12 protein-coding genes and 1 pseudogene are annotated in these 12,962 nt (G+C 47.6%); 10 read left to right on the top strand and 3 right to left on the bottom strand.

Annotated elements, in window-relative coordinates:
- Positions 1–35: 35 nt before the first annotated feature.
- Both QMG91_RS20790 and QMG91_RS20785 read right to left on the bottom strand, forming a co-directional pair.
- The gene (locus tag QMG91_RS20790; RefSeq protein ID WP_281831884.1) at positions 36–488 is read right to left on the bottom strand and encodes a GNAT family N-acetyltransferase; all 453 of its coding nucleotides are present in this window, start codon (positions 486–488) and stop codon (positions 36–38) included.
- Between the two features lie 40 nt (positions 489–528).
- A complete protein-coding gene (locus QMG91_RS20785) occupies positions 529–1,794 on the bottom strand; it encodes an ROK family transcriptional regulator (RefSeq protein ID WP_281831883.1) in 1,266 nt (421 codons plus the stop codon).
- 226 nt (positions 1,795–2,020) lie between these two features.
- On the opposite strand from QMG91_RS20785, the pseudogene QMG91_RS20780 reads away from it, so the two are divergent.
- The 10 genes and pseudogenes from QMG91_RS20780 (at position 2,021) to QMG91_RS20735 (ending at position 11,953) form a co-directional block, all read left to right on the top strand.
- A pseudogene (locus QMG91_RS20780) lies at positions 2,021–3,285 on the top strand (ABC transporter substrate-binding protein).
- A 78-nt stretch (positions 3,286–3,363) separates the two neighbouring features.
- Positions 3,364–4,482, top strand: a complete 1,119-nt coding sequence (locus QMG91_RS20775; RefSeq protein WP_281831881.1) for a Gfo/Idh/MocA family protein — start codon at positions 3,364–3,366, stop codon at positions 4,480–4,482.
- Positions 4,479–5,366 (top strand): sugar phosphate isomerase/epimerase family protein, encoded by an 888-nt coding sequence (locus tag QMG91_RS20770; protein WP_281831879.1) that lies wholly within the window; start codon positions 4,479–4,481, stop codon positions 5,364–5,366. Before QMG91_RS20775 ends, QMG91_RS20770 begins: the two co-directional genes overlap by 4 nt.
- Entirely contained in the window at positions 5,363–6,307 is a 945-nt protein-coding gene (locus QMG91_RS20765) for an ROK family protein (RefSeq protein WP_281831877.1), read from the top strand. Before QMG91_RS20770 ends, QMG91_RS20765 begins: the two co-directional genes overlap by 4 nt.
- A 21-nt stretch (positions 6,308–6,328) precedes the next feature.
- Positions 6,329–7,402, top strand: coding sequence for an ABC transporter ATP-binding protein (locus QMG91_RS20760; RefSeq protein ID WP_281831874.1), 1,074 nt, complete (start codon positions 6,329–6,331; stop codon positions 7,400–7,402).
- Positions 7,399–8,322, top strand: coding sequence for a carbohydrate ABC transporter permease (locus QMG91_RS20755; RefSeq protein WP_281831872.1), 924 nt, complete (start codon positions 7,399–7,401; stop codon positions 8,320–8,322). Before QMG91_RS20760 ends, QMG91_RS20755 begins: the two co-directional genes overlap by 4 nt.
- Positions 8,319–9,155, top strand: coding sequence for a carbohydrate ABC transporter permease (locus QMG91_RS20750; protein WP_281831870.1), 837 nt, complete (start codon positions 8,319–8,321; stop codon positions 9,153–9,155). The genes QMG91_RS20755 and QMG91_RS20750 overlap by 4 nt, the downstream gene beginning before the upstream one ends.
- Positions 9,156–9,158: 3 nt before the next feature.
- The gene (locus QMG91_RS20745; protein ID WP_281831869.1) at positions 9,159–9,869 is read left to right on the top strand and encodes a 6-phosphogluconolactonase; all 711 of its coding nucleotides are present in this window, start codon (positions 9,159–9,161) and stop codon (positions 9,867–9,869) included.
- 164 nt (positions 9,870–10,033) lie between these two features.
- Positions 10,034–10,654, top strand: a complete 621-nt coding sequence (locus tag QMG91_RS20740; protein ID WP_281831868.1) for a LysE family translocator — start codon at positions 10,034–10,036, stop codon at positions 10,652–10,654.
- A gap of 195 nt (positions 10,655–10,849) precedes the next feature.
- A complete protein-coding gene (locus tag QMG91_RS20735) occupies positions 10,850–11,953 on the top strand; it encodes a hypothetical protein (protein ID WP_281831867.1) in 1,104 nt (367 codons plus the stop codon).
- Between the two features lie 163 nt (positions 11,954–12,116).
- Here the strand turns inward: QMG91_RS20735 and QMG91_RS20730 are convergent, their stop codons facing one another.
- Positions 12,117–12,950, bottom strand: coding sequence for a phosphosulfolactate synthase (locus tag QMG91_RS20730; RefSeq protein WP_022590975.1), 834 nt, complete (start codon positions 12,948–12,950; stop codon positions 12,117–12,119).
- Positions 12,951–12,962: the final 12 nt, after the last annotated feature.

Here is a 12,962-nt window from a genome sequence, read left to right as displayed (position 1 = left end):
CCCAGAGTATTTCAAAGGCAGGGCTTCCTGCCTTTTTATTCCACCTGCTTTTTCATATCAAAAAACAGTTCATCCTCTGAAACGCCTTTAAACCCAAGCCCTTGATACAACTTCAACGCGGCAATATTGTTCTTAAAACAACTTAAGGTCACTGGAAGCTGTTTTGAAATCGCATCTTGCTCAATCAGGCTCATCGCCTGCTGCGCAATTCCCTTCCCCTGAGCTTGCGAAAACACCACCAGAAGGTGCACATGAACCGATTCCTCAGTGGTTTTGTGAATCACCACACCTACGTTGTGCCCTTCACTTTCTATCCAGTAGCACCATTCCGGCTTCAAACGGTTAAAAAAGCCGTCAGATTGAAACGCTTCATCCCAGCCTAGCGCGTCATCAATCACTGGTTTCATGTATTCTTTGAAAATGGCGTATGCCTTCGTAAACTCTTCAACCTGAAAAGAAACGAGTCTGATTTGGTTCGCTGTATTCATTCGATTTTAGGTGTTGGCTAAGTAGTTAAGCATTATGTATCTATTCTTCCAAATCAACCACTTTGAATGTAGGAGGGAGTTGGTGCGAGCATTCAAAGAGATCATGGCGATCAGGGTGACACAGCCCAAACAGAGGCAATGAAGCCGCCCCAACAGACACGGAATGATGACTAAGAGTGATCCTTTTTCGCGTTCGTTCATGACGCTCACAAATCGACGGAAACAGGGGCAAAGTGGCATCCACCAGACGATCCATTACCTCACCAGAAAGCCGGCTTCCAACCACGATACTTTCCGGTTCAAACAAGTTTTCCAGAATATTGATGACATACCGAAGGCGCTTTGCTGACTCAACAACCCAGTTCTCACACGCTTTACTGCGTAGGCAGTTTTGATCGATGAAGGCGGGGAGTTCTAAATCGGATCCCGAATAGTTAACCATGGTTTTCAGTGCCTGAACCGACAGATGGGTTTCTATGTACTCCACATCTCCGGAACAGTGCCAGTGGATACGACCAACTTCGCCTGCATTGCTCCACGCCCCTTTGTATGGCTGATTATTGGTAATGATGCCAGCCCCTAAGCCATTACCAATGTAAAGGTAAATAAAGTTCTCTAACCGATCACGACCGCCTCCAAAACTGTGACCAATTGCCGCAGAGGTCGCATCATTTTCCAGATACACAGGGTAGCCAAGCTTCTGGCTAAGTTGCTCGGTAAGGTTAAACTTGTTCCACGACTCCCATTCTGCGCCAACCAGATGTCGCTCGGTGTCGTCCTTGACCAGCGTTGCCACGGCTACGCCAACTCCAACCATACTTTTTCTGGAATCGGGAACGCACTGAATCAGCATTTCAACCAGCGAAGAAAGCTGGCAAACAACATAAGCAGGTTCAAGGCTATCCAGCACAACCTGATGTTCAGCCAACGTTTCCAAATTCAGGTCCACCAGACTTCCGCTAATGAAGCCTTGATCAATCTGCAAACCGATAGACACACAGGAGGCTGGGTTCACTTCAAGTAAAGTTTGTGGCTGCCCTCGCTTACCCTGAACTTTACCGACTTCCAGAACGTACCCTGTCTGAATCAGTTCACGAACCAGATTAGTAATGGTCTGATTGCGCAGACCGGACATTTGCGCCACTGAAACACGGCTAATACGAGGGTTTTGGCGAATGATTTCAAACACCACACTGAGATTAGAACGCTTTGTTTGTACGTGATTCTTTCCTTTCAAAACCGCCTCTTTGCTTCCTTCTTCTGAACTTTTATATGCACTGAAGATCTCTGATATTTGCTTAAGCATATCCTTATGCTCTGATTTTTCACGTTAACAGAAGTCCAGAATCATGCCCAGATACCAATTCGGTTGAATAAAAAATTCGTCCAAATTTTAACCGACTGATTTTTCTCATTATAAGAAATTAAATCATTCCGAGATCACAAATAATCGATCAAAAAATATACAATAATGACAGTTTTATCATTTAATTCCATTTAATGGATTTAATAACGAAGCACATGGAGGTGATATGAAAAAGCTCATACCCATACTAGCTTTGGGTGTACTGGCAAACAGCCTTGCACTTAAAGCATCAGCTGAAGAAGTCACAGTGTTTTGTAGTTCATCCGGAGTGGAGTTACAGCTGTGCAAGGATGGCACAAATGCTTGGGCGAAACAGACAGGAAATACCGTAAATGTGGTCACGTTACCCGCTAGCTGGGACGACGTGTTGCCGCTCTATCAACAACTTTTGGTCTCTAAGTCGAAAGACATTGACGTTCTGATTCTCGATACCATCTGGCCGGGAGCACTTAAATCCCACCTTTTGGATATGCGTGAACACGTTTCTTCCGACACACTGAATCAGCATTTCAAAGCGGCTGTCGACGGCACCACAGTGAATGGAAAAGTCCTTTCTGTTCCTTGGTACATGGACACAGGCATGTTGTTTTATCGCAAAGACCTGCTGGAAAAATACGGTCACCAGCCACCTATCAGGAGCTGACGAAAATCGCTTCGGATGTTCAGAAGAAAGAAAGAGCGGCAGGCAATGCCGATTTCTGGGGCTACGCGTGGCAAGGGCGCTCTTATGAAGGGCTGACCTGTAATGCCATCGAATGGTTCGGTTCGACGGATGGCGGCACCATTATTGACGGCGATGGCAACGTGACTGTAAACACGCCAGCCAATCGCGAAATACTGAGTACAGCCGCTAGCTGGATAAACACCATTAGCCCGCCGGGCACTCTGAACTACGATGAAGAGTCCTCACGTGGTGTATTCCAGAACGGTAATGCCTTGTTCCACCGTAACTGGTCCTATGTATGGAGCCTCGCCAATTCTGAAGATTCAGTAATCAAAGACAAAGTTGGTGTAATGGCGCTTCCGAAAGGTGCGGCTAACGGCATCAATGCAGGTTGTTACGGAACCGCTTTGCTTGGGGTTTCCAAGTACTCTCGCTCGCCAGAAACTGCCGTAAGTCTGGTGGAATATCTGACAGGTATGAAAGAGCAAAAGAGACGCGCGATTGAAGCCAGCTACAGCCCGACGTTACCTGCGCTTTATAAAGACAGCGATGTGCTCAACGCCAATCCGTTTCTTGCAGACATGCAAACCTCATTCGCTAATGTTGTCGCCAGACCTTCACAAGTTACTGGTGACCAGTACAGCAGGGTGAGTAACGCCATCTGGACAAAAGTGCATAAGGCTCTGGCAGGAGACATCAGTGCTGAGAAAGCGCTTGATGAAATGGAAGCCGAGCTCAAACGCCTGAAGCGTCGCGGTAAGTGGTAACCCATAATCATAATAACGGCAGGGGCGAAACTCGCTCCTGCCCAGTCAATCAGAGAACATTAGGGAAACAAGAACAGTATGCTGACATCACCTGTTCGACTGGGGCTCATTGGCTTGGGAGAAGCCGCTCAAAGTTTGCACCTTCCAACCCTGTTTCATCACCCCGACAAATTCCAGGTCACTGCGGTATTTGATATCAGCCAGACACTGGTCACCGAAGTCTGCCAGCGCTATCACGTCGCCAATGGCTACAACAGCGCGGAAGAACTGATAGAGAGTGACAGCGTTGATGCGGTGATCATCATGTCCCCCGACCCGATGCATTTCGCACACACTAAACTGGCCGTGCAGGCAGGCAAACCGGTACTACTGGAAAAGCCCAGTTGTTTACTTCCCCGACATGTCAGTGAGCTCATAGAATTAGCGGCTCAGCATCAGGTCGACGTTACTGTCGGATACATGCGAGTGTATGCCAAAGCGTACGCCCTTGCTCAAACCAAGCTTTCTGAACTAGGCGAAATCAAAAGCGTTCGGGTGAAAGATCTGCAACGCGAAAGCGATTACTTTCTGCCACAAGTATCCGACCTCTATTACCCTTCTGATCATGACGTCAGTCAGATTGAGCGCAGCAAGTTGGAAGAAGATCTCCAGAGGCACGAATTACTCGGGGCAAAAGCGCATTCTGATCTTTTGTGGAAATGTTACCGAGTGCTGACTGGGGCTGCGATTCACAACCTGGTCGCGCTTCGGCAACTGATTCAGCCGCCAAAACGCGTCGTCAGTGCATTTTGTAATCCGACGGGTGAACATATCGGGCTGACGCTGGATTACGGGTCATTTTTCGCAACCTATGAAATCCTGATCGACAACATTCCAAGAGTCGATGCCAGCATAGAAATTACGTCCGACACCAAGCGACTGAAGATCAATTATCCCACCCCTTACATTCGCAATTTACCCACCAGCCTGGAGTTTCAAAGTGGTGAGGGGCATCATCCAAGCGAAATGCACGGTCCGTTCTATCAGGATCAATTCAATTTAGAGCTGCTCTACTGGCACAAAACTCTGACGACCAACGCCCCCGTGCTCACCAGCCTGCAGGATTCACAACAGGACTTAGAATTGGTTCTGCAAGCCATAGACTGCATCGCAGAGAACTTAAACATAGAAGATCGCCAGCAAGAGGGTAAGTCATGAGCAGCAAGATTACCTTAGCCACCTGCCCATGTTCTTGGGGGGTTTGGTATCCCAAAGATCACATGCAACCAAACTGGCAAAAATTTCTTGATGAAGCAAGCTTGTGCGGATTCCGAAACATTGAACTGGGCCCTTACGGCTATCTGCCAACAGACATAGGTCAACTTCAATATGAACTGGATGCCCACCACCTTCAGGTGTGCAGTTCTGCCCATATGTCTGACTTAATCGTCCCCAATGCACTAGACAACATTAAACGAGATATCAATAAGATCTGCCCGTTGTTGGAAGCCTTGGGCGCAAAGTATTTTGTCTTTATGGATGGTGACAGTCTCTATAAACACCCCAGCGACAGAAATCTTAGTCTTAAGGACTGGAAACACGTGGTTTCCGTTATAGGGGAAACCGCCAAAATAGTTAAGGAAGAATATGGGCTGAAATACGTTTTCCACCCACACATCTCCACATGTATTGAAAACGAGCATCAGATTTTACGCTTGCTGAATGACACACACCCTGATTACGTCAACCTATGCTTTGATACCGGGCATCACCTGTATACCGGAGGCGTGCCAGAGGATTTTATTCGCGAGTTTGGGTCCAGAATTCACTATTACCATCTCAAGGACATGAGCCAATCCATTCGCGAAAAGGTGAAACAGAAAAACCTGAGTGATGACGAAGCATTTGAGCTCGGAGTAATGGTGCCTCTTGGCGAAGGCGCAGTAAATTTTCACGCCATCAAACAAGAGTTGGAAAAACAGTCGTTTAAGGGTTTTGCCGTCATTGAACAAGACATCTACCCGGACATTCACAACATGGCGTATACCCATGCCAAAAACAGTTTTGACTACGCCAGACGACTCGGGCTGGGTACACCATGAGTCAACAAGCGGTATACAAAACAGCGGAAGCCTTACCCGATGCCTACGTTGGTATCGACATCGGCGGAACCAAAATGGCGTCGGCATTAGTGGATGTGTCTACAGGAAAAATACTGTGCGAAACCCAGATGGCGACTCAAAAGCAGCGTCCAAAGAAAGACATCATTGCAGACATTCAAAAGCTACTCGCTCATCACATAGAGTTCGCCAGCGTTAAGAGTATTCCGGTCAAAGGATGCGGCATTGCCTTTCCAGAACTGGTGAACAGCGATGGAAAAATCGTGAGTGACTGGAATTTCGATTTACGCTCATTAAGCCAATCAGATTTCCCGTTGGAAAACGTTCTGTTTGAGAGCGACGTGCGGGTTGCCGGGCTTGCCGAGGCCACTCTGGGAGCAGGAAAAGATCACCAGTCTTTTGTCTATGTCTCACTTGGCACTGGGTTGAGCTATACCTTATTTAACAACGGGAAGCCCTGGCGCGGTAAAAACGGGTACGCGATTCACTTCGCCAGCAATACCTTAACTGCCTGCACGCCAGACCTGCGCGCAGTTAACTATTTACCAGAAGCGCTGGTATCCGGTTCAGGGCTGCTGAACTGCTGGAATATGAGCCACCCAGACCAGCGTTACAACACCCTGCCCGAACTGTTGACCAAGGCGGAACTTTCCATCGGTGAAGAAAGGCAATACATAAAATTAGCCAGTGAAGTGTTAGGAAGCTTACTCGCCCAAATGGTCAATATGCTGGATCCAGAAGCGATCGTGATGGGAGGTGGTCTGGGGTGCGCCCACAACATTTACCATATGTTTATGGAAGTAACGCTCCGAGACCGAATCTGGGCGGAAGAGTGTCAGAATATTCCCATTTACAAAGCCAAATTTGGTCATCGCTCTGGCACCGTAGGCGCAGCTTTAGCCATTGCAGAACACATGAGTTAGGGTGAAACAGGAAGACAGTGCATGGAAGTTTTGTCTTTAAAGAATATCTACAAATCCTTTGGTCAAACTGAAGTACTCAAGGACATCAATTTATCCATTGAGCAGGGCGAGTTCATCGTTTTTGTCGGTCAGTCAGGCTGTGGAAAGTCAACGCTATTGCGCTTAATTGCCGGGCTGGAACTGCAATCTTATGGCGACGTGTTCATTGACGGAACAAAGGTCAACGACGTTGCTCCGGGGCAGAGAGGCTTGGCAATGGTGTTTCAGTCATACGCCCTCTACCCTCACATGAACGTCTGGGACAACATGGCATTTGCCTTAAAAACTGCGCGATTACCCAAAGACGCCATCGCCAAAAGGGTCAAAAACGCGGCTGAAATTCTCAAACTGGAATACCTGCTGGATCGCAAGCCCGCCGAGCTTTCTGGCGGACAACGTCAGCGAGTCGCCATTGGCAGAGCCATAGTACGCGAGCCGAAAATCTTCCTGTTCGATGAACCCCTGAGCAATCTGGACGCAGAGCTTCGGGTGGATATGCGGGTCGAAATTGCAACACTCCACAAAAGGCTGGATGCCACCACCATCTACGTGACCCACGATCAGGTCGAAGCCATGACGCTGGCTGACAAAATCGTAGTCATGAATAACGGCGTGATAGAGCAATTTGGATCGCCTTTGGACGTGTACAACAAGCCAAAGAATCGCTTTGTCGCCGGGTTTATCGGCTCTCCGAAAATGAATTTTATTGAAGGTGAAATGAAAGCCGACGGCTTCTATTTTCAGGGCGGGCACCTCGATCTTGTCGAAGGCAAGCTGATGGACAAGAAAATGATGATTGGGGTTCGCCCTAAAGACATCGCGCTTTCTCTCGAACCCTCTTCCAACGATATCAAAGCTCACGTTACACACACGGAAATTCTGGGGGGTGAAAGCTATGTTTATTGCAAAGTCAGTACCCACCTCAAACTCGTGGTTGCCGTCGATGGTCAACACCGCTATCAACCCGGTACAGAAGTCTGGCTGGCGCTCAACTGGGATGAGATTCACTGCTTTGATGCCAATGGTAAAAACATTGATGCGCGGACAAACCCATGAGCGGCGATTTTGACAAAGCGCCGATTGGCTATCGGCTCAGGCAGCAAAAGGTGTATGAAGCTTGGCTATACATTTTGCCCATGGCGCTGGTGCTGGCGTTTGTAGCGCTTTATCCGCTACTGAAGAATTTCTACTTTTCTTTCACTGATGCCCAACTTATGGAGCCCGAACAGGCTAGCTGGGTCGGGTTTGAAAACTACGCCTTTCTGCTGACCGACTCTGGCTGGTGGAACTCTGTCTGGAATACTTTGTACTTCTCGGTTGTATCCGTCGCATTTGAAACAATTCTGGGGTTAGGTATCGCCCTGATACTTAATGCCAACCTCCCCACTAAAGGCATTATGCGTGCTGTCGTGCTGGTTCCGTGGGCCATTCCCACTATCGTTTCTGCCAGAATGTGGGAATGGATGTTCCATGATCAGTATGGTGTGATTAATCAGCTTGCCATGTCGCTGGGTATTATCAGTGAAAAAATCGCCTGGACCGCAGATCCGGAATGGGCAATGACGGCAATCATCTTTGTCGATGTATGGAAAACCACGCCATTTATGACCCTGCTGATTCTGGCAGGGCTTCAGATGCTCCCTAAAGACATTTATGAAGTGGCTAAAGTCGACAATGTTCCCGCCTGGCGCGTTTTCTGGCACATCACCTTGCCACTGCTAAAACCTGCCATCTTGGTTGCTGTAGTGTTCCGCCTGCTTGACGCATTACGGATGTTTGATCTGGCATATGTGCTCACGGGCAGCAGCGAATCCACCATCACTATGTCCATTTTCGCTCGAAAACAGATGGTCGATTTTCAGGACTTAGGGTTTGGTGCTGCGGCTTCAACATTACTGTTTTTTATTGTCGCCCTTGTCACTGTCGGCTACCTCTACGTGTCTCGCAGCAGCCTGACCAGTAAGGAGTCCCGATGAAATACTCCACACAAACAGCACTAAGCCGCACTTTGTTTTATCTCTTGGTTATCATCATCGCGCTCTATACTTTGTTTCCGTTTTACTGGTCAATCGTGTCTTCATTTAAACAAGGTGCCGACCTGTTCAAAGTGGAGTTCTTTCCTACCATTCATTGGGATAACTACATCAGCGTGCTCAGCAATGGCACCTTTATCCGGAACATATTTAACTCCCTGTTTGTCGCAACTGCAGTCGTCGTACTTTCGTTAGTGCTGTCTGTTACTGCCGCATACGCGCTTGGGCGAGTTAACTTCAAAGGCAGAACGGCGATGCTGATGGCGATTCTCAGTGTGTCGATGTTTCCGCAGGTGGTGATTCTTTCCGGTTTACTGGGCATGATCAATCTGCTCGGCTTGTACAACACCCTTTGGGCGTTGATTGTGTCGTACATGATTTTTACCTTGCCGTTTACTGTCTGGGTTATCACCACTTTTATGAAGGAACTGCCACAGGAACTAGAAGACGCGGCACGAATGGATGGTTGTTCTACCATGCGAATCATCACTCATGTGTTCTTTCCGATACTCGCCCCCGCCCTGGTCAGTACCGGATTACTGGCGTTTATCGCGGCATGGAACGAATTTCTGTTTGCGCTTACGTTTGTGCTGAATGACGAAGTGCGTACCGTTCCTGTTGCTATCGCCCTTATTTCAGGAGCCAGCCGCTACGAGCTGCCTTTCGGTGCAATCATGGCTGTGTCGGTCATTGTGACGGTTCCTCTAGTTGTTCTGGTACTGATTTTTCAACGCAAGATAGTGTCTGGTTTAACCGCAGGTGCCATCAAAGGATAAATGATGAATATTACTCATTTGAAAACCCATCAAGATGTCTCCACTTATGTAGCCCGCCAGCTAACCGCGCAGGTTCAGCTAAACCCAGCCTGTAGAATCATTCTGGCATCCGGTGGCACTCCTTCCGACGCCTATCAGATTGCGGCAGAACAACTTCTGTATACCGATACCTCCCGAGTCACCATCATCAAACTGGACGAATGGGTTGGCTTACCTGAAGGCAATGGCAGCAGTTGCGAATATCAACTACAACGGGAAGTGATTAGGCCCTGGGGAATTGAACCTCACCACTATCTCTCGCTTGATGGTTCAGCAACCCCGATTGAAGACGAAGCTAAAAGAGTAAGGGAACGTTTGGCGGACATGCCCTCCTCCTCACTGTGCATCCTGGGTCTGGGGCTAAACGGGCACATTGGCTTTCTTGAACCTTCGCATTCCTTGCCCCACAGAACTTCAGTGGTTGAACTGCACCCGATGTCGAAGAAGCACCCAATGGTGAACAATCAATATGATGTGGAGTTTGGAATCACAATTGGCGTGGGCGACATAATGGAGTGTGACAAAGTGATTTTGGTCGTGACAGGGAAACACAAACAGCAAATCCTAAGCAAACTCCTCGACAGCGACATCACAACCTTACTCCCCGCCAGCCTGCTAAAGCTGCACCCAAATGTAGAGATCGTCGCCGATGACGAGGCGCTTTTGTCGGATTGATATTTAGATGTGAGAGATGGAATTGCAGTTGATGGCATTCATTTCATGAATCTCTTCTGACAATAGCGTACAAAAATCACTCACAGTCTCACGTATGTTGATAGCCGCTTTCCTTTGTGTGAATTACACTCAAAGGTCACTCAGAACTGTTTGAGGACTTAACTATGACCATGGAAGTTTGGGTTGCCTTTGTTACCGTCGTGTTTGTCTTTGCCATTATTCCGGGACCAACAGTGATCTTAGTTGTTGGGCAGGCATTGGCGCATGGTCGAAAATCGGTGACACCATTGGTTTTAGGTGTGTTGTTAGGCGACCTGACGGCGATGACGCTTTCGTTGATTGGTCTTGGAGCTGTTCTGGCAACGTCTGCGAGTTTGTTTCTCCTGTTGAAATGGTTAGGTGTCGGCTACTTGATCTATCTTGGTATTAAAGCGTGGCGCGAAGTTCCGCAAACAGACATCACTCTTAAAGGATCTGGTCTTTCAAGTTTTGGATTGTTTCGATCCTCTTTTCTGGTTACCGCTTTTAACCCTAAAGGTATTGTTTTCTTTGTGGCATTTTTGCCCCAATTTGTTTCATCAACTTCACCTGCGTTACCTCAGTTACTGGTATTGATGGTTACGTTTCTTGGTGTTATTTCCATTACGATCAGTTGTTTTGCTTATTTTTCCGGAATCATCAGTCACAAAATGCAAAGCTATCGCTCCAGAGTCGTACTCAATAAAGTGGGAGGAGGAGCCATGGTGGGCGCTGGGCTTTTAACATCGACCATACAGAGAAGCTGACCACAGATAACCTGACTTCGGGCTAACAAATTTTCTACACAGAAGGCAAAATTTCACGAATATGAAACACTTGTCTATAAACTAGAAAAAAGCGTTTAACTTACATAAAAATCAGCATGTTATACAGTTAAGCTCAAATATCTTAGCCATTACATTCACACAATCAATAAATGGTAGATATTGAAAGGAGTCTTCATGTTGATAGAAATAACTCGTCAGTTTGCAGCAAAACGTAAAACTACTCTGACCGGAATTGCGATTGCTTCGGCTTTGGCTGTTTTCCCAGCCGCTGCCAATCAATTGCCCCCGTTTCCCGATCACTTAAATCCGATACACTTTCAAACAAAAATCATGCTCGGTGACTTGAGAGCGTATTTGAAAGGCATCAATTACGGGTCGAAAGGAGATAATGCCTGGGAGCAGCCTTCAGCTCAGGCTCTTGCGACGTTTAAATCGGCATTTCAGGCGTTGATGGACGGCAACACATCCGCAGCCTCTAACCTGGTTTCTCCACTCGATTACGATGTGATTGAATACCACGACTCGGTTACTGGGAAGCTGTTTTATGTGTTGCAGGAAAAATACCCATTGAGTGATTCTCGTTCTAACGGCGGGGGGACCTACGTTTATGACCCAAGTGGCGTCAGCGCAGTTTTGCAGGCACCACACCCCAGACACGACCTGTTTACCGCTACTCAGTCCATTGACGACTTTTTCTACACCAGCAGTAAATATCTGATGCTGGCGGGTACACACCGAAACAGCAATACCACACTCAGCCAGTGCACCAACGGCAATTACAAAGAGAGCGACGTTGCCCACCAAACATCGTCGTATTTTCAGTCTGTGCATGAAAGCATTGATGAATTTGCGACACCTAACACCGTCTTTATCCAGTACCATGGTTTTGGCTCCACCACCCTGAAAAAGCTGCAAAAGCAGTGTGGCACCACCAGCAGTAAGATGCTCAATATCAGTGAAGGGGTGCGATACGCCACCAGTGACAACAGCACGAGCTTTATGCATGCGTTGCGTCGTCAGGTGGAAAGTGAAAACCTGATTGAAGCCTGTATTTATGGAAATGATACAACCAGCTTAGGCGGAACCTGGAACGTGCAGGGGCGTTTCACCAACCACTCTTCAAACGCTTGCCACACTAATGCCAGCAGTTCGCAGAAACGTTTTGTTCATCTGGAACAAAGCTACAGCGTGAGGAAGTACAACCGCGACGACATGTCCCGTTACCTAAAAAACGCCATGGATGAGTACTTCACAACCCACTGTGACAATTGCATGTAAAGGAACCCTGCAATCATTATTTGACCTTTAAACTCATGGGTCGAATGCAAAAAATCCCCCGAAAAAATTCGGGGGATGACAAAGGCTAAGAGTACATTGTGGAGCGGACGACTCTCTCGCCATGACGTCCAAACAAAGATAGTTTTTCCCGTTGTGTGCCTACCTATCGGTAGCTACTGATGCGCCCCCAGACTGAGTTAGTTCCCCAGATACCCTGACGGTAACATTCAAGCTGAACCAACTGGCTGTGATCTACAAACAGGTTCACGTCGATGCCGTAGTTCTTGATGTACCACTCAAACACTTTCGGGTCGGCGGCTTCAAACATCAGGTTCTCTAACCCAACCTGATTGATGAACTGTGCCGGTACATCCACACGCCACGGATCCGCATTTTCTGTGATGCCCTCAGATTCGATCATGATGATGTAAGCCCCCGCATCCAGGAAGCGCTTGGCTTGCTCTACCGCAAAGCCCGTATCCTGTATGCCTTCACTTTCAAGACCCGCCTGCTCGGTGTCGCCACCCGCACCAAACTGAATGCCTATTTCAGGCTTGGCTTTCAGCCCCGCTTTCTGAACATCTTCAATCACTCGCTGCCAGTCTTCAGTCGGCAAGGAGATAAAACCTGTTGAGATTTCGATAATGTCAAAGCCCAGTTCTTTGGTTTCCTGCACATACTTCTGTACGGCATCACGACCATAGCGAATCACATATTCAATGAATCCCCCCGTAGAAACCTGCACCCCATAATCGTGGGCTAGATCGTTAATCTCACGGATCTTTTTCGGGTTCATAAAGGTGAACGACCCACCGGCAAACTTAATCGAATCCACATAGTTGCCTGAGGCTTCTAGAATGTCTTTGAAATAATTCAGACCAAAGTTGGAATAGTACGCTGCGCGTATTTCAGTTAACCCTACTGTGCGCGGTTTTTCAGGTCGTTTATTACGTTGTAGAAAGTTAAATCCAACGTCATGGGTTTTAATATCAGTCATGTTTAAGTTCCT

It is taken from the genome of Vibrio nigripulchritudo (assembly GCF_027924785.1).
In the GTDB taxonomy this organism is placed as follows: domain Bacteria; phylum Pseudomonadota; class Gammaproteobacteria; order Enterobacterales; family Vibrionaceae; genus Vibrio; species Vibrio nigripulchritudo.
This window is presented reverse-complemented; position numbering and strand designations above follow the sequence as displayed.

Coding starts and splice junctions, on each gene's coding strand:
- QMG91_RS20750 (WP_281831870.1), top strand. CDS start 8,319: ATGAAATACTCCACACAAACAGCACTAAGCCGCACTTTGTTTTATCTC.
- QMG91_RS20775 (WP_281831881.1), top strand. CDS start 3,364: ATGCTGACATCACCTGTTCGACTGGGGCTCATTGGCTTGGGAGAAGCC.
- QMG91_RS20760 (WP_281831874.1), top strand. CDS start 6,329: ATGGAAGTTTTGTCTTTAAAGAATATCTACAAATCCTTTGGTCAAACT.
- QMG91_RS20745 (WP_281831869.1), top strand. CDS start 9,159: ATGAATATTACTCATTTGAAAACCCATCAAGATGTCTCCACTTATGTA.
- QMG91_RS20740 (WP_281831868.1), top strand. CDS start 10,034: ATGACCATGGAAGTTTGGGTTGCCTTTGTTACCGTCGTGTTTGTCTTT.
- QMG91_RS20790 (WP_281831884.1), bottom strand. CDS start 488: ATGAATACAGCGAACCAAATCAGACTCGTTTCTTTTCAGGTTGAAGAG.
- QMG91_RS20735 (WP_281831867.1), top strand. CDS start 10,850: ATGTTGATAGAAATAACTCGTCAGTTTGCAGCAAAACGTAAAACTACT.
- QMG91_RS20765 (WP_281831877.1), top strand. CDS start 5,363: ATGAGTCAACAAGCGGTATACAAAACAGCGGAAGCCTTACCCGATGCC.
- QMG91_RS20730 (WP_022590975.1), bottom strand. CDS start 12,950: ATGACTGATATTAAAACCCATGACGTTGGATTTAACTTTCTACAACGT.
- QMG91_RS20755 (WP_281831872.1), top strand. CDS start 7,399: ATGAGCGGCGATTTTGACAAAGCGCCGATTGGCTATCGGCTCAGGCAG.
- QMG91_RS20770 (WP_281831879.1), top strand. CDS start 4,479: ATGAGCAGCAAGATTACCTTAGCCACCTGCCCATGTTCTTGGGGGGTT.
- QMG91_RS20785 (WP_281831883.1), bottom strand. CDS start 1,794: ATGCTTAAGCAAATATCAGAGATCTTCAGTGCATATAAAAGTTCAGAA.